General features: G+C 50.9%; 15 protein-coding genes and 1 tRNA gene. 12 read left to right on the plus strand and 4 right to left on the minus strand.

Annotated features, from left to right (window positions below; genetic code table 11):
• Positions 1-38 precede the first annotated feature (38 nt).
• Together MTC_RS07405 and MTC_RS13225 are read right to left on the minus strand one after the other, a co-directional pair.
• Positions 39-1,292, minus strand: a complete 1,254-nt coding sequence (locus MTC_RS07405) for a UbiD family decarboxylase (RefSeq protein ID WP_014406070.1) — start codon at positions 1,290-1,292, stop codon at positions 39-41.
• Between the two features lie 191 nt (positions 1,293-1,483).
• Positions 1,484-1,555, minus strand: a tRNA-Cys gene (locus tag MTC_RS13225).
• Between the two features lie 103 nt (positions 1,556-1,658).
• On the opposite strand from MTC_RS13225, the gene MTC_RS07410 reads away from it, so the two are divergent.
• The 5 genes from MTC_RS07410 (at position 1,659) to MTC_RS07430 (ending at position 6,107) form a co-directional block, all read left to right on the plus strand.
• Complete coding sequence (locus MTC_RS07410; RefSeq protein WP_014406071.1) at positions 1,659-2,402, plus strand: HesA/MoeB/ThiF family protein; 744 nt, start codon at positions 1,659-1,661, stop codon at positions 2,400-2,402.
• Entirely contained in the window at positions 2,381-3,721 is a 1,341-nt protein-coding gene (gene truD / locus MTC_RS07415) for a tRNA pseudouridine(13) synthase TruD (RefSeq protein ID WP_014406072.1), read from the plus strand. Before MTC_RS07410 ends, truD begins: the two co-directional genes overlap by 22 nt.
• 70 nt (positions 3,722-3,791) lie before the next feature.
• Complete coding sequence (locus MTC_RS07420; RefSeq protein ID WP_014406073.1) at positions 3,792-4,094, plus strand: MTH865 family protein; 303 nt, start codon at positions 3,792-3,794, stop codon at positions 4,092-4,094.
• Positions 4,095-4,161: 67 nt separating this feature from the next.
• The gene (locus MTC_RS07425; RefSeq protein ID WP_014406074.1) at positions 4,162-5,160 is read left to right on the plus strand and encodes a DRTGG domain-containing protein; all 999 of its coding nucleotides are present in this window, start codon (positions 4,162-4,164) and stop codon (positions 5,158-5,160) included.
• A gap of 494 nt (positions 5,161-5,654) precedes the next feature.
• The gene (locus tag MTC_RS07430) at positions 5,655-6,107 is read left to right on the plus strand and encodes a hypothetical protein (protein ID WP_014406076.1); all 453 of its coding nucleotides are present in this window, start codon (positions 5,655-5,657) and stop codon (positions 6,105-6,107) included.
• On the opposite strand, the gene MTC_RS07435 is transcribed toward MTC_RS07430, so the two are convergent.
• A complete protein-coding gene (locus tag MTC_RS07435) occupies positions 6,100-6,822 on the minus strand; it encodes an endonuclease III domain-containing protein (protein ID WP_014406077.1) in 723 nt (240 codons plus the stop codon). The two genes, MTC_RS07430 and MTC_RS07435, sit on opposite strands and share 8 nt — an antisense overlap.
• Before the next feature lie 54 nt (positions 6,823-6,876).
• On the opposite strand from MTC_RS07435, the gene MTC_RS07440 reads away from it, so the two are divergent.
• A complete protein-coding gene (locus MTC_RS07440) occupies positions 6,877-7,470 on the plus strand; it encodes a pyruvate kinase alpha/beta domain-containing protein (RefSeq protein WP_014406078.1) in 594 nt (197 codons plus the stop codon).
• Positions 7,471-8,074: 604 nt separating this feature from the next.
• On the opposite strand, the gene MTC_RS12855 is transcribed toward MTC_RS07440, so the two are convergent.
• Complete coding sequence (locus tag MTC_RS12855) at positions 8,075-8,575, minus strand: transposase (RefSeq protein ID WP_081476805.1); 501 nt, start codon at positions 8,573-8,575, stop codon at positions 8,075-8,077.
• A 978-nt stretch (positions 8,576-9,553) separates the two neighbouring features.
• Between MTC_RS12855 and tgtA the strand changes: the two genes are divergently transcribed.
• The 6 genes from tgtA (at position 9,554) to MTC_RS07475 (ending at position 14,967) form a co-directional block, all read left to right on the plus strand.
• Positions 9,554-11,014: a tRNA guanosine(15) transglycosylase TgtA gene (tgtA, locus tag MTC_RS07450; protein WP_014406080.1), complete on the plus strand. Its 1,461-nt coding sequence runs from the start codon at positions 9,554-9,556 to the stop codon at positions 11,012-11,014.
• 67 nt (positions 11,015-11,081) lie between these two features.
• The gene (locus MTC_RS07455; protein WP_014406081.1) at positions 11,082-11,813 is read left to right on the plus strand and encodes a sensor histidine kinase; all 732 of its coding nucleotides are present in this window, start codon (positions 11,082-11,084) and stop codon (positions 11,811-11,813) included.
• A 59-nt stretch (positions 11,814-11,872) separates the two neighbouring features.
• The gene (locus MTC_RS07460) at positions 11,873-13,003 is read left to right on the plus strand and encodes a methanogenesis marker 9 domain-containing protein (protein WP_014406082.1); all 1,131 of its coding nucleotides are present in this window, start codon (positions 11,873-11,875) and stop codon (positions 13,001-13,003) included.
• A 2-nt stretch (positions 13,004-13,005) separates the two neighbouring features.
• On the plus strand, positions 13,006-13,878 hold the full coding sequence (locus MTC_RS07465; RefSeq protein WP_014406083.1) for a triphosphoribosyl-dephospho-CoA synthase: 873 nt from the start codon (positions 13,006-13,008) through the stop codon (positions 13,876-13,878).
• A gap of 3 nt (positions 13,879-13,881) precedes the next feature.
• On the plus strand, positions 13,882-14,445 hold the full coding sequence (locus tag MTC_RS07470) for a DUF447 domain-containing protein (protein WP_014406084.1): 564 nt from the start codon (positions 13,882-13,884) through the stop codon (positions 14,443-14,445).
• Between the two features lie 189 nt (positions 14,446-14,634).
• Positions 14,635-14,967 carry a hypothetical protein gene (locus tag MTC_RS07475; protein ID WP_014406085.1) on the plus strand — a complete coding sequence of 111 codons (333 nt, stop codon included), beginning with the start codon at positions 14,635-14,637 and terminating at the stop codon, positions 14,965-14,967.
• The last annotated feature ends 265 nt before the right edge of the window (positions 14,968-15,232 follow it).

The following is a 15,232-nucleotide window of genomic DNA, read 5'->3' on the forward strand; positions in this document are numbered from 1 at the left end:
TGTTCATAGATACGGACAAAAAAGTAGTAAAAAAGCTATTATATTTTAGCCCGCTCGTACTTTTCGCTTGCCTTCAGCGGCTTGGTGGCGTCTATGCCCATCTTGCTCGTGACGTTATCCTCTGACACAGGGTCGAGGGAGCTGCCGCGCACGTTGGATATTATCATGACGTCTCTGTCTGCCTTCGTCCTCGTGGCAATAGCATACTCCACGTCCATCGGGTCGAAGATGTCGATATCGCTGTCGACCACGACGACGTGCTTGAGGCTGGTGTGGGCGGCGAACGCCGCCATGATCGCGTTCTTGCCGTCGCCCTCGGTCTGCTTCTCGATCTGGACGATGGCGTGCAGGTAGCAGCACCCTCCTTCGGTTAGCACCACGTTCTTCACCTTGGTCACGTTTGCCACAGCGTTATAGATTAAAGGCTCATATGGCACGCCCATGAGGAGCTTATGCTCGTTGCCTCCCGGCAATATGCCATGATAGATTGGGTCCTTTCGCATCATCATGTTCGTGAGGTGGATGACAGGCTCGGGCCTGATGTGGTCGTACGAGCCGGTGATGTCAACGAAGGGGCCTTCCTTTACCTTTTCCACAGGGTCGATGCTGCCCTCCAGGACTATCTCGCCATGCGGCACCTCGACTCCATTATCCAGCGTAACCAGCTCGATGGGCTCGCCCTTAAGCGCCGCTGCGTACTCCCACTCCTTGCCCTGCGGCACTCTGGTCGATGCGGCAAAAACCGTCACAGGGTCCACGCCTATGACGATGCCGACCTGCAGTGGCTCATTCTGCTTCGCCGCCTCCTTATGCATGACATAGGTATGCCTGGGGGGCACGAGCCTTGCCGCCAGCGTATTATCGTTGACCACCATCAGCCGATGAATGGAGGCATTATACATGTCCTTATACTTCGAGACCACGATGCCAGCAGTTATATACGCTCCCCCATCCTTCTTGAAGTGCTTCATGATGGGCAGCTTAGAGAGGTTTGCCTTTGACTTCACCTGAAACATCGGAGAGTCGTCGACCCGCTTGACCTCGCCGTCGAACCCCGTCGACGTAAGCTTGCCTATGATGTTGCCAGGGGTGACGCCGAGCGCCTTAGCAAGGGCCTCTCTTGAGTTAAGCACGTTCATGACCGCCCTCATGCCATTGCAATCATTAAAAAGGACCGTTCTCCTATCCTGGTATGCGTAGCGCGGCGCCTCGAAAATTGGCGAAATCGGCTTGTTTATCTCCAGCAGGCTTCCTTCCTTTCTCAGCAATTCCAAAAATTCTCGAAGACCCATCTTACAGACTCCTTAAATAACGCTTCATTTCTTCGAGAATCATGCCCCTTTTATTCAAATATTTTACTCCTGGGCTATGAATAACAAAATTACATATCTTGTATAGCATGTCTGGCCTCATCTATTGTCATACCTTCAAAATCTAATAAAAGTTATAAAAAAATTTGTTAGAGTTATAGCCCTATCACTTAAGCCAACGTCCGGAGTCGAACCGGATTAGGATTGCTCTGCAGGCAATTGCATAACCGCTCTGCCACGTTGGCATCTATTAGCACAATTGATATTGTTTTTTCATATTTAAACCTATTGATTGTGGGCGCGTTATAAGGATATCAATTAATATCATTTGCCGCATTAATTAATGTGATGACGCATGAGAGGGACTTGACGGATTACGACTTGGTGAGGTATGATCGCCAGATAATGTTGAGAGGTATTGGCGAGGAAGGGCAAAGGAAGCTGAAGGGTACCAGGGTTTTTGTCGCTGGCTGCGGCGGGCTGGGCAGCCCGGTTGCATACTATCTCGCGGCCGCCGGCTTCGGGTCCCTGGTTCTGGCGGACATGGATATAGTCGACCTGAGCAATCTGAACCGCCAGATACTGCACTGGGATTCTAACATAGGAGAGAAGAAGGTTAAGAGCGCGTATGAGAAGCTGGCTCAATTGAACCCTGAAATCGAGGTCAACCCGCTGGACATGGAGATAGACGAACTTAATGTTTATGAGGTTACCAAGGGCTGTGACGTCATCGTGGATTGCCTGGATAACTTTGAGGCAAGGTATCTATTGAACAGGGCATCGCTGAAGCATGGCATCCCTTTTATTCATGCTTCGATATGGGGCATGGAGGGGCGGGTGACGACTTTCGTGCCGGGTAAGACGCCGTGCCTGGAATGTATTTTCCCAAAAGCGCCCCCGCAGGAGAAGTTCCCGGTGCTTGGGGCCACGGCCGGCGTGCTGGGCGCAATACAGGTCACCGAGGCGGCCAAGGTCGTCCTCGGCATCGGGGAGCCCCTGTTGAGCCGCTTATTAGTCTATGATGGCGAATACATGCAGTTCCATGAGGTCAGGCTAGAAAGGAACCCTGAATGCCCGGCCTGCAGGATTTAAGGCGGCAGGTATCCATGGCCAGGAAAACGCCGTTTGAGCTGGAAATGCTCATGGGAATTGAGGCGTACATGACTGACGAGGAGGGCATAGGGGGGGACCTCCGGATCGAGCCTGCGGACTTCAAAGTGAGCGAGATATCTGATTTTAAGGTGGGACAGTCGGGTGAATATCTAATAGTTCGGCTCACGAAGGAGAACTGGGAGACCCACCACCTCATCCGTGACCTGTCGAGGCAGCTAGGCATAAGCGAGGAGCGTATTGGCATAGCTGGCACGAAGGACAAGCGGGCGGTCACCTCCCAGTTGATAAGCATAAGAGGCATTTCAGAAGAGCAGCTGGCACGGGTGGACCTGCCCCGCGTCAGGCTGGAGCCTATTGGGCGGGCGAATAGGGATATAGGGCTGGGGGACCTGCGTGGCAACGAGTTCGACATCAACATTAAGAATATCGTGCTTGATAAAGAGGGGCTTTCCATGCGCGTGAAGGCTATAGACGAGAGCATTGCGAGAGCGGGGGGCGTCCCGAACTTTTTTGGGTACCAGCGTTTCGGCATCGTGCGGCCTGTCACCCACCTTGTAGGCAAAAAGCTGGTACAGGGCGACGTCGAAGGCGCCGCCATGGCCTACATAGCAGCCTCATTCCCGGGCGAGATGGAGGAGAACAGGAAGGCCAGGGACTTAGTCTTCAAGACGAAGGACTTTAAGGAGGGACTCAAGCTCTATCCTTTAAATTTAAGGTATGAGCGTGCCATGATGCATTACCTGGTGGAGCATCCTGGCGACTATGCAGGGGCTTTCCGTGCATTATCCCCCCGGCTTTTAAAGCTATTCGTGCACGCTTATCAATCGTATCTCTTCAACAGGCTCCTTAGCCGGCGCATGCTTGACGGCATTTCCCTGGTAGAGCCGGTCGAGGGGGATGTGATATGCTTCGCTGACGGGCGAGGAGTGGCCGACGTGTCGAAGCTGGAGGTCGTGACCGGGAGAAACCTCGCTGATGTCAGGTTTTTAATAAAGAGGCATCGAGCCTTCGTGACCCTGCCCCTGATAGGCAAGGATACGGCGCTCGATGGCGGCATCACCGGCGAAGAAGAGAGGAGGATACTTGAAGAGGAGGGAATTACGCCTGCCGATTTTGCCATCGCCGCCATGCCCGACCTTGCGTCATCGGGCTCCAGGCGGGAAGCAATGCTAGGCGTGAAGCCAAATATAGCGGTGTACGATGGGGTGGCGAACGTTAAGTTTTTCCTGCCAAAAGGCTCCTATGCCACGACCGTGCTCAGGGAGTACATGAAATCAAGCCCTGAACACATGGATTAGCGTTAAAACCTGGGCATCACAATATAAAAGTAAATATAAAACTATTACTATACATTGTGTGGTGGTCCTTATGGTGGAGAAAAGCACTATGATCATGGGCGAGGAGCCTTCCCCGGAAGACATCGCAGAGCTCGATAACCTTAAAATCCAGATAGTGGAGCAGCTAAGGGCGGCTGATGTGAAGTTCCCTATAAGGAATAAGGACGAGCTGGCGAGAGTCTACCCAAAAGGCACGCGCATGAGCTGTACCTATAAAGGAAAGCAGATATCAATTCACGACCTTATCCCGCTTATAGATGACCGGGTTTTCCCGCTTGAGAACGCGGGCGATACGGCGACGGCGCTGGTCAGCAGTTGTCAGCTTTTGAAATAGCCATTTTTCTCCCTTTTTATTTGAAAGCCGCTAAATTAATATGTGACGCCAACCAACTAAACCTCTTGTGAAGTCGATTTTCGTCAGCTCCATAACCCCGAGAAGCGGCAAAACTGTTATAACGCTAGGCCTGGCGTTGAACTCGAAGGTATTCACGGGCTTCTTCAAGCCGTTCCAGGAAAAGATGATAACTGTGAACGGCCACCTCGTGGAGGAGGATGCATACCTCATGCAATCCATCATAGACTTCGAGGCAAGCACCAGCGAGCTCTGCCCGTTCCCACGGGAGTCAATACCATCGCTCACAATGGATCAGGTTGTAGAGGCGTATGAGAGGGTGAGCAAAGGCAAAGAGCTGATGATCATCGAGGGAGTCGAGTTTATAACCGCGGGCTTCCTGTACGGGCTGTCGGGCTTTGACATCGTGGAGAGGCTTGGGTCAGACTTTATTTTGTTGAGCAACGCTGACCAGGATTCCCTGGATAGGCTGGCCATGATCAAGCATTACATGGATTACCGGGGAATACCGCTCAAAGGCGTCATATTGAATTTTTGCGATGACGTAGGGCTCGAGAATTTTTTGAGGAGCAAGGGCATCCCCGTTTTAGGCTCCATGCCTTATACGCCTTCGCTCAGGACGCTTCGCGTCTTCGAGATAGTGGAGGAGCTAAACGGCATAGTACTGGCTGGCAACGAAAACCTGAGCAATGCTGTGGAGAAGATCATCATCGGGGCTATGAGCCGCGAGTCTGCGCTGCGTTATTTCGAGCGCGTGCCCAATAAAGCCGTTATCACGGGAGGGGACCGCAATGACGTTTCCCTGGCAGCGCTTGAGACGTCCACCGCTTGTCTCATCCTGACTGGCGGGCTTTTGCCTTCACAGGAGGTCATCGACAGGGCGCGCTCCTTAGGGGTGCCATTGGTGTCTGTCCGTGATGACACTTTAACTGCATCCGAGGCCATCGACAGGATGATAGCGCGCATCGACCCCAACGACGAGAAGAAGATAAAGCTGATCAAGGAAGAAGTGGCCAGGAACATCGACGTAAGCCGGATATTACGCTAGGGCCTCCCGTTCACACGCTTTCTACAGCTTCACAAGTGAACGAGTTATACATTTTTGTGAACGTATTATTAAGGCAAACGTTGACGACATTGACTTTCTTTATAGTAAAAAACATATAGTTTAATGTCTTATAACTGTAGCAAAATGTGTTTAAGTCATAAATAGCCATAAAATACCCCCGATTCTCCAAAAGGCTTAAATAGTAAGACGTTATACTATGTATTGTCGTTAAGCGGCAACGGTTCAAAGCCGGACCGTCAGGGGATGGATGGACAGCAGCACAACGATGATACCTATACATGGGGATGGATAGGATTTGTGCACAGCTGTGAATGGCTAAGAATGGCTAAATATCATCTCAAAACGGCAATGTAGGGATTGGATTGGGCTTAAACGAAAAACGCTAGCGTAAAAAGGCAGCCTGTGGCGTGCAGAGAACGGCATTGGGGTGGATTGGGCTACATGGCTGCCTTTTTGCTTTGGGGATGAAGCCGATGGAAATAAAAGTGAACGTCGATGAGAAGAGCGGCAAGATCACCCAGTTGACCTTTTCTGGCGATGGCGTCAACATGGAGGCCATCCAGAAGGCCTTAAGCGCCATATCTAAGAATTTCCAGGCCAGCGCTCCTGAGGAGCCTTTGTTGGGCCGGGACATTACAGACCTTTCTGCCGATAAGTATACCATCAAGGAGCGGCTGAGGCTTTTCCTGAAATTCGAGTTCCGGGGCATGTGGTTCACATCTCTACAGGTTAAGGATAAGTATGAGCGGCAGTATGGGGAGGAAATAAAGCTCAGCACGGTGTCCACGTATCTGACGCGGCTTTATAACGAGGGCTTTCTTGAGCGCCGCGGCAACCGCGTTGAGCGCGAATACCACGTCATAGACGTGAACGTGGAGGATAAGGCAGTTGAAAGGGCGGGTCAGCCCATCACGAACCTTAAATAACTTTTTTTGTTTTTAACTCTGCATTAAGATAATGGCAATTTAGCTTACCATTAGTGGCGATGGGGCAAGACCCGCAAAGAGGCTTAGGCCTGCATATCGAGCTCCCCAGGTGCACTATCTGCGCATGGTAATCGTTGTAGAGAGCCGCGTTCGGGGGCAGGCTCGCCATAAAATAGCCCTGTATCTCATCATATGTGGGGTCTCCATTGAGGATGCCGTATCTCAGGAATATCCTCTTTGTGTAGGCGTCGACCACGAATACGGGCTTCCCGCAAGCGTACAGCAGGATGCAGTCTACGGTCTCCTTGCCAAGGCCTTTGACCGCCAGCAGCTTTTTCCTTAGCGATGCGGAGTCTTCACTCGACATGGCAGCTAAATCCCCGCCATATTCTTTAAAAAAGAATTCCATGAAGTTTTTAATTTTCACCGCTTTAGAGTTATAGAACCTGGCGGGCTTGATCAAAGGAGCGATGTCCTCCACGCTGCACTCATAAAGCGTTGAGGGGCTTAGCTTGCCTTCTCTCTTTAGGTTGGATATCGCCTTGCTTGCGTTGTTCCAGGAGACGTTTTGCGTCAATATGGCGCCGATGATCACCTCGAACGGCTCCTCTGCCGGCCACCAGTTGCGGTGCCCGAACGCCCGCCGGAGCGATGCATATATCTCTAATAGCTCATTTTCAAATATCTCATCCTTTTTCCCACGATGTCGAGACATCGCTTTACATGATGCAGGGTAAATTTATCTATTTAACCTTCAATATCTGAAATCATGATAACACGTGAGATTGTATACTTTGAGAAGGCTGGCGCTCAGAACACCGATGATACTATTAGGATGGCGGTTAAGCGCGCTAAGGAGCTGGGCATAAAGTACGTGGTAGTGGCGAGCACCAGCGGCGAGACCGGGGTAAAGGCCGCCAGGGCTTTCAAAGGAACGGACGTAAAAGTCGTCGTTGTAGGGCATCACGTTGGCTTCTCGAAGCCTGGCGTCAGGGAGCTTGAGGAGCCTTACATTAAAGAGCTCAAGGAGCTGGGGGCCACCATCGTGGAGCAAACCCATGCTTTGTCTGGCGTAGAAAGGTCTATCACCCGTCGGCTCGGTGGCGCGTCGAGGGTAGAGTCTATAGCTGAGGCGTTGAGGACGCTGATAAGCGTAGGCACAAAGGTCTGCGTGGAGATAAGCATTATGGCCGCTGACGGTGGCCATGTGCCCGTGGATGGCAAGACCGAGGTCATCGCCATCGGTGGCACCTGGAACGGTGCCGACACGGCCTGCGTCATCCTGCCCGCACACGCCAACAACTTCTTCGACATGCAGGTACGCGAGATCATATGCATGCCACGAGACAAGTCCCGCGCATAAACCACAGAGGACACAGAGGAATTAGATAATCACCACAGAGGACACAGAGAAATTAGATAATCACCACAGAGGACACAGAGGAATTAGATAAGCACCACAGAGGACACAGAGGAATTAGATAAGCACCACAGAGGACACAGAGGAATTAGATAATCGCCACAGAGGACAAAGAGGAATTAGATAATCACCACAGAGGACACAGAGAAATTAGATAATCACCACAGAGGACACAGAGGCTTTTATATACTCAAGGGGGCTTCGCCCCCTGAGAGACCCCCCTCAATATTTAATAGGTCAATCCTTTGATATAAAACCTAGCTTCTGGGATTTTAGGCACATAACGTATTTTAATTTATATTATTCAGGTCAATATCGACTAATTTCGACACGATAATGATATGCATCTATTTTTGATGAATATCAGTTATATATGCCTATAGGGTGTTGCATAATTAGTTTATGAGGGTTGTCCTGGGGTTTTGTTCGTGAATTAGCTGGTGGAGTACTTGGATTAATCTTGCTATCATTGTTATGCCGACTTTTATCCCGACTTTTTCTTTCCCTGTGGTTTTCGCTCGAATTGCGTAGCAAAGGTTGGAAAGGCCTAGCTGTCTTTTGAGTAGGAAATATTCGCGTGCTCGCAATCCATCCTGTTTTTATAATATCGGTCCAGTGTTTCCTCGCTGATATTATGATAATCTTGTAGCCGGTACTTGTTCGTGGGGGTTTTCTCGCCTCGTTGGTTCCTCATCGTTATGAATAATATGCCCAGGGCGAGGTGAATGGTCACGTTCTTCTTGGCGTCGTACGCCATGCCTGGTATGGCGAAGGCCTGTAAAAGGCGTGCGCCGAGTCTTTTTATCAGTGGTGTCGTCTGGGTGTTGTCGTGCTTGTTTGCGGGGGTAACGGTGTAGCATATTGGGGCCAATGTGCCATTCGTATAACAGGTGGACCTTGTAGCCATAATATTATGGTTGATGTGATCGTAGCCCCAGCCGGCGTCCATGTCTTTTCGACTATACGCTTCCAGTTTTGTGCTATCAATCCCGAGGATGGACATGTGAGAGGGGCGAAGCGCCACTATCTCCATGTTAATGATGTCCATGACCCTTATCTGGTCTCCAAACCTTTGCTTATACCTGCTAAAGGAATGGTCTGGTAAACAGTGGAAGCCAAGAATCCATAATTTTATATTTATTCTCCGCTAACATCCTCACCAGTTTTCTCACCGAGGTAATACCGCTGAGTTCTGCTTAGAAACCCGGAGGAAGGCGATCACACTATACTCGAGAGGCCTCCCTACCCCATGGTAACGCTCCAGGAAAACAAGACATTGCCAATCAAACGAACCCAGCATTTCCAGGCGGACATCAGAAAGTATACGTATTCAGAAAGTATACGTATCTGACAATCAAGACAACTATGGGTTATCAGCAAGCCGTTTTTATCGCGCATAAATACAGCTTACCACGATAACCCAAATACTTTTAAGGACTTTTACAACACCCTATATGCCTAATTAGGCACATAATATTTTTATATAAAAAGGGTTCTTCTCCAAAGGTTGGATGAGCATCTATATGCCGATTATGTTATTTCCATAGTGGAATAAGCATACATCTCATTGATGAATTGATTCCGATTTTTATTCTGTCACGATTATACCTCGTCTCATAGCCGTGCCGATTTCGCCAGATATCAATCCCTATATATTGGCTTTAAAAATCATAATTTATCATCCAACTCTGGGAGATGAGCCATAAAAAGAAGAATTCAGCGTATGAGGGACATAATATCAATCTATATGTGCCTAAACCCGAGAACTCAGGATACAATTATTTGGTATAATAAATGGAAGACCCATAATAAAAAAGAATCTAATTTATAATAGGTAGAAGGGGGCCTTTAAGGGGGCGAAGCCCCCTTGAGTATATAAAAGCCTCTGTGGCCTCTGTGGACCTCTGTGGTGAATATCTTCTTCGTGTCCTCTGTGGTTAATAATCTGCTCAATGGCCTCTATGGCGTTTAAGGGAGTTGTTATATATATGTTGATTCTACTAGATGATTAAACCGTGGTTAGGACATGGCCAATATTTTTGAGATAACCGACAAGGACCTGCTGGGCAGGATAGGCAAGCTATATACGCCCCATGGTGTCGTGGAGACGCCCACAGTCATGCCTGTAATCAACCCCAATTTAATGTTAATAGAGCCGGGCGAGATGGGCAGGTATGGGGCACAAATGCTCATAACGAACTCTTACATAATCTATAAGAGCGAGCGGTGGCACGACGCAGCAGTTAAGCAGGGGCTTCACTCGATGCTGGGCTTCAACGGGCCAATAATGACCGACTCAGGGGCCTTCCAGCTCTCCATATACGGGTCGGTAGAGGTGACCAACGAGGAAATAGTATCGTTCCAGAGGGACATAGGATCGGACATTGGCGTGCCACTGGACATCCCTACTCCGCCCGATGTTTCCCTTGAGAGGGCTAAGGAAGAGCTTGAGGTGACTTTCAGCAGGCTGAGCGCTGCCAGGAAACATGCTGGAGACATGCTGCTGGCCGGGCCGGTCCAGGGTTCTACTTATCCGGAATTGAGAGAGGAGGCGGCCCGCAAGGTCTATGAGATTGGATTTGACGTATACCCGCTCGGCGCGGTCGTACCACTCATGGAGGCGTACAGGTACAGAGAGCTTGTGGACGTCATCGCGCGCTCAAAGATGGGCCTTGGGCCGGACGCTCCCGTGCATTTATTCGGCGCCGGCCATCCCATGATGCTGGCCCTCGCGGTGGCGCTCGGCTGCGACCTCTTCGACTCGGCGGCATACGCCTTATACGCGAAGGACGGCCGTTACTTAACGGTGGATGGCACTTATCACCTCGGCAGCCTACAGCACTTGCCATGCGATTGCCCGGTCTGCGCATCGCACACAGCAAAGGAGCTAATTGAGATGGACGAAAACGCGAGGGCAAGGCTGCTTGCCGAGCATAACCTGTACGTCACGTTCGCCGAATTGCGCCTCATAAAGCAGAGCATCATAGATGGCGATTTAATGGAGCTGGTCGAGCGACGGTGCAGGAGCCATCCAAGGCTGCTCTCAGGCCTCAAGCGCATGATGGACTACTCCGCCCATATAGAAAAGTTCGACCCTGCCACAAAATCAGCATTCTTCTACCTGGGGCCGGAGTCGTGCAGGAGGCCAGAGGTCATAAGGCATAACAGCCTTTTAGATAACCTTGAAGTGAAAGGCAGCGTCCTCATCACGACCGATAGGCATGCGGATAGCACCGGCTTCGATGAGGTTTTTTACGTTAAGGCCCCGTTTGGAGTGTATCCAGAAGCGCTAAGCGAGACCTACCCTATAGGCCAATCCGAGACCGTAGACACGCTTGAGGCGGAAGCCAGGGACGCAACGCTCCAGAATATAGCCCATTTCATCGAAAGCCATAAAGATGCGGCGTTCACCTTCGCATATACCCAGGAATGGGAGTGCCCGCTCATAAGCGATATTTCAAAGCACGCTAAAACTATCAAGCTATAGCTACTTAACCAATCGTGAGATAATTATATTCATGTAATTGATATTTTTCTCATAGATGGGGGTATTTATGGCTGATATGAAGCTGAGCGATAAAGGCGAAGAAGCGAAAAATAGGGCAGATTTTTATATCGACCTGCTCTGCCATGACATCAATAACATGAACCAGGCTGCTCTGGGCTACCTCGAGCTTGCCAGCGACATGTTGAGTCAGGGGAAATACGACCCCGCCTTACTGGCAAAACCCATCGAAATCCTGAAGAATGGCTCACAATTGGTTGAGAGCGTGAGGAAGATTCAAAAGGCTAATTTCGGAGGGCAACAGCTCGAAAAGCTGGACCTGGGCGCTCTGCTGAAGGGGGTCATATCGCAGTATTCCTCGGTGCCGGGCAGGGACGTCTCCATTATTTATGAGCCTGCCGAGGGAGGCATGGTCATGGCCAGCGAGCTGCTTAAAGACGTTTTTTCAAACCTGATAGGCAACTCTATCAAGCATTCCTCAGGCCCCCTTAACATAAATATCAGCCTGTCCGAAGTCGTAGAGGCCAATAGGGCCTATTACCGGGTGGACATCAGCGATGACGGCCCGGGCATACCTGACGAGTTAAAGAAGACCATTTTCGACCATTTTTCAGGCGGCGCCTGGAAGCCCGAGTACAAAGGCCTCGGCCTTTATATCGTAAAAGCGCTGGTAAACAGTTTTAATGGATCCGTATGGGTGGAAGACCGGGTGCCGGGAGACCATACCAGGGGCGCCAGGTTCGTGGTCTTGCTACCGGCGGCTAAAAAGGGCTCGGCTTGACGACCAAAAAGTACATTTTTTTACATTACGCATTAATCTAGAAATGGCATGGTGTTGCAATGTCCGACCTTTTTGACCTGAAAGCTGGGTACGTCACGTTCAAAAACCCGGTCGCCGTCGCCTCTATGGCAGGCATTACCGATAGCGGGGTTTTCGATAAGTTCCATGACGCGGGGCTTTACATCCTTGGTGGCTATAGCATCGACGAGGCCGCAATGGGCGCGTCGAAGGAGATGGTAAAGAGAGGGAGAAAGGAGTTCATCTCTGATGATGTCTTTAATCTTATCGAGTCTGAGCTAAAAAAGGTCTCGGGTAAAGGGGTGGCAATCGGCATCAACGTGCGGGCCACGTCTACCGAGCCTTTCCTGAGGGCTGCCGAGCTGGCGAAGAAATATGGGGCCATAATAGAGATAAACGCCCATTGTAGGCAGGAGGAAATGGTAGCGCTGGGCATAGGGGAAGCCATGCTAAAGGACCGCATATCACTGGCACGGCTCGTCTCCGAGGCCAAAAAGACGGGGGCGGTCATCTCTTTAAAGATGCGCTCCGGAGTTGTGGACGACGTTAAGCTATGCCGCACGCTTGAAAAGGCCGGGCTTGACATAATACACGTGGACGCAGTGGGCATGAGAGGCGCAAACCTGAATGCAATCAAAAAGATCCGTGACTCAACCAGCCTTTTCATCATCGGCAATAACTCTATCGTTAATTATGAGTCGGCGCAGGCCATGCTCTCCGCAGGGTCCGACATGATATCCGTCGCGCGTGCGGCCATGAGCAACCCGAAGTTCATCAGCGGGCTTGTCTCATATGTCGAGGAGCAGCAAAGGCAGACCGGCTGGTATAATGCGCCCTCGCACATATGCAGAGGTGGAGATTTAAGGGGCTTGACGTGGTGTTGCCCCCCCATCAAGGATTGCCCTGTACACGGAGCACTTGCGAGGGCTAACCTGAGCCCGGAAAAGTTCGCCAGGATAAAGCTTAACTTCGGCAAGGGCACGAAGCTCGAACGGGGGAGTACGACGTGCTTTGGCAGCATGGTCTGGTGCTGCAAGTTTAACAAGCCTTGCTACCTCCGTGAGGAGTCGATGGCCGAGAATAATCTGGACTATAAAGAATATACGCTGTTGAAGAAGAAGCTCTCGGAAGAGATAATAAGGAATATCGATAAGGATAAGGTTGTTACCTGATTATGGATGGATATTTTACCCCCTCCTTTTTAGCGCGCTGTGCAGCGCTCGCGATGATACTCGAGGTTTCCGGCACCCCTAAGCCTGGTAACGTGGACCGTGACCACGATTATGCGGGCACAAGGTACGAGGATTTTTTGGCGTCCGCCGTGGGGGTTTATCCCGTCCTCGAAAAGGCCTGCAGGGAGGGTGGTATAGGGTCACTAATCCTGGAAGCGTCGGGGGAAAGCGTGCGCTGGCAGGGCGGCGGCAACACACATTTTGGCGCCTATATCCTTCTTTTCCCGCTGCTCAAGGCCGCCATGCTCGGGCCTCCGGACCGGCTGCGGGAGAATGCCATCGACATCGTCAAGGAGACGACCGTTGAGGATGCCGTGGACTTTTACCGGGCCTTCTCCGTGGTCGACGTGAGGATGAAAAGGCCTCAAGACCTTGGCGAGGCCGAGAGGGCGCTCGACGTAAGCAGCGAGAGCGCTATAGATGAATTGAGAAAGAGGGGCATCACGCTGTATGGCGTCATGCAGGCATCTTCAAAAAACGATATGATAGCCAGAGAATGGGTGGACGGGTTCAGGCGCTCCTTCAAGGCCGCTGATAAGATATTTACTAAGCGTAGGGCTGGCACGATGAACGACGCCATAGTCCTATCCTACCTGGAGCTTCTGGCCGAGGAGCCGGACACCTTCATAGTAAAGAAATACGACATGGATAAGGCCCTGTATGTGCAGGGCCTGGCCATAGACGTGCTGGAGAGGCGGATGACGCTCAGGGAGCTATCGCACCGGCTATATATCGAGAAGATTAACCCGGGGTCTACGGCAGACCTCATCATTGCAGGCCTGTTCATCGCCCTTTTAAACGGGATGAAGGTGTGACCCATGGTTTCCGTCGATGACATCATTAAAGAGGGCATTACCGAGGCAATTGTCACGACCGTCTCTAAGGACGGGGTGCCAAACGCGGCTCCCATGGGCATCATAAGGCAGGGCAAAAAATATTTTATCCGCATGTATGCTGACACTAAGACTTTTAAGAATGTTTCTGATACTGGCTATCTCGTCGCGAACTTCACCGACGATTCCAGGGTTTACGCCAAATCCGCGTTTAGGGACCTTGAGCCGGCGTATTTCCAGTTTGATGATGGCATGGTTCCCCCCAGGCTAAAGGATGCTGCTGGTTGGGCTTATTTTAGGTGCCGGGTTGAGGATGCTGTGATCCTGGAGGCGGTTTCGGCGAAAATTGCGAGGTGCTGCGTCCCCACATATAGCCGCGGCTTCGGGGCGGTCATCGAGGCGGCCATCGTGGGCACGCGGCTGCGTTTCTACAGGGGGGATGAGGGCATTAAAAAAATAAGGGAATACGAGGCCGTCGTGAAGAAATGCGGGAGCCCTGCTGACATCGAGGCCATGAGAATGCTTAAGGAAATATTGGGCCTCATTTGAAACCAGGATAATTGTTTTATGCTCTTTTGCGGCAACATTCATCGTATGGCAGCCGCCTCTTTAGCATCTCCCATTCGCCCCGCTCTCGCAGGACCTGTGCCCTAGCCCGGAAAAATAAAAATTTGCATGACTACATCAGAACATTTTATATATTTATTGTATATAATGTAGGTTGACGGATAGACCACCATGCCGGAAAAAGGCAAGAAGAGAAAAGCGGCTGAAGAGCCGGTAAAGAAGGCAGCCATGCCCGACATCACTCCGCCCAGGGAAGAGCAGGGCACATCAGAAGAGGTGTTGATGAGCGGCCGTCTATATTACGCCGAGGATAAGCGTATATCTCAGCCTGATAGGCAATACCTCGCATCCCCCGAGGATAAGGTTGACCTTCAGCATGGCGCGGTCACGTGGGTCGACGCAGCCATGTCCGACAAGAACGTGAACGAGGAGCTGGACCGGCGGCTCGACCAGATTTTGAGGGAGCGGGAGCATAAGAAAGAGCCACCCGAGTATGAGATATGAGGGGGTGTATTGGTAATGGATGAGAAGTCTGAGAAGCCGAAAGAGGGGAAGAAGCGCAAAAAGAAGAGGAAGCCTGGCTATAACCTGAGCCTGCGGAGGAGTTGGTGAAAGGCCCGACGGGCGAAGAGCCGTTCCGCGTGTAGTATTACCACAGACACAGAGATTATATTCACCACAGAGGCTATAGAGGGTAAATTTAAACCACAGAGGTTCACAGAGGACACAGAGATTATATTCACCACAGAGGTCCACAAAGGACACAGAG

This window comes from Methanocella conradii HZ254 (assembly GCF_000251105.1).
Lineage (GTDB): Archaea > Halobacteriota > Methanocellia > Methanocellales > Methanocellaceae > Methanocella > Methanocella conradii.

Excerpts from the sequence above, each read along its gene's own strand:
- MTC_RS07440 (WP_014406078.1), top strand. The coding sequence starts at position 6,877 with ATGATAACACGTGAGATTGTATACTTTGAGAAGGCTGGCGCTCAGAAC.
- MTC_RS07475 (WP_014406085.1), top strand. The coding sequence starts at position 14,635 with ATGCCGGAAAAAGGCAAGAAGAGAAAAGCGGCTGAAGAGCCGGTAAAG.
- tgtA (WP_014406080.1), top strand. The coding sequence starts at position 9,554 with ATGGCCAATATTTTTGAGATAACCGACAAGGACCTGCTGGGCAGGATA.
- MTC_RS07465 (WP_014406083.1), top strand. The coding sequence starts at position 13,006 with ATGGATGGATATTTTACCCCCTCCTTTTTAGCGCGCTGTGCAGCGCTC.
- MTC_RS07435 (WP_014406077.1), bottom strand. The coding sequence starts at position 6,822 with ATGTCTCGACATCGTGGGAAAAAGGATGAGATATTTGAAAATGAGCTA.
- MTC_RS07460 (WP_014406082.1), top strand. The coding sequence starts at position 11,873 with ATGTCCGACCTTTTTGACCTGAAAGCTGGGTACGTCACGTTCAAAAAC.
- MTC_RS12855 (WP_081476805.1), bottom strand. The coding sequence starts at position 8,575 with ATGGACATCATTAACATGGAGATAGTGGCGCTTCGCCCCTCTCACATG.
- MTC_RS07430 (WP_014406076.1), top strand. The coding sequence starts at position 5,655 with ATGGAAATAAAAGTGAACGTCGATGAGAAGAGCGGCAAGATCACCCAG.
- MTC_RS07420 (WP_014406073.1), top strand. The coding sequence starts at position 3,792 with ATGGTGGAGAAAAGCACTATGATCATGGGCGAGGAGCCTTCCCCGGAA.
- MTC_RS07455 (WP_014406081.1), top strand. The coding sequence starts at position 11,082 with ATGGCTGATATGAAGCTGAGCGATAAAGGCGAAGAAGCGAAAAATAGG.
- truD (WP_014406072.1), top strand. The coding sequence starts at position 2,381 with ATGCCCGGCCTGCAGGATTTAAGGCGGCAGGTATCCATGGCCAGGAAA.
- MTC_RS07470 (WP_014406084.1), top strand. The coding sequence starts at position 13,882 with ATGGTTTCCGTCGATGACATCATTAAAGAGGGCATTACCGAGGCAATT.
- MTC_RS07410 (WP_014406071.1), top strand. The coding sequence starts at position 1,659 with ATGACGCATGAGAGGGACTTGACGGATTACGACTTGGTGAGGTATGAT.
- MTC_RS07405 (WP_014406070.1), bottom strand. The coding sequence starts at position 1,292 with ATGGGTCTTCGAGAATTTTTGGAATTGCTGAGAAAGGAAGGAAGCCTG.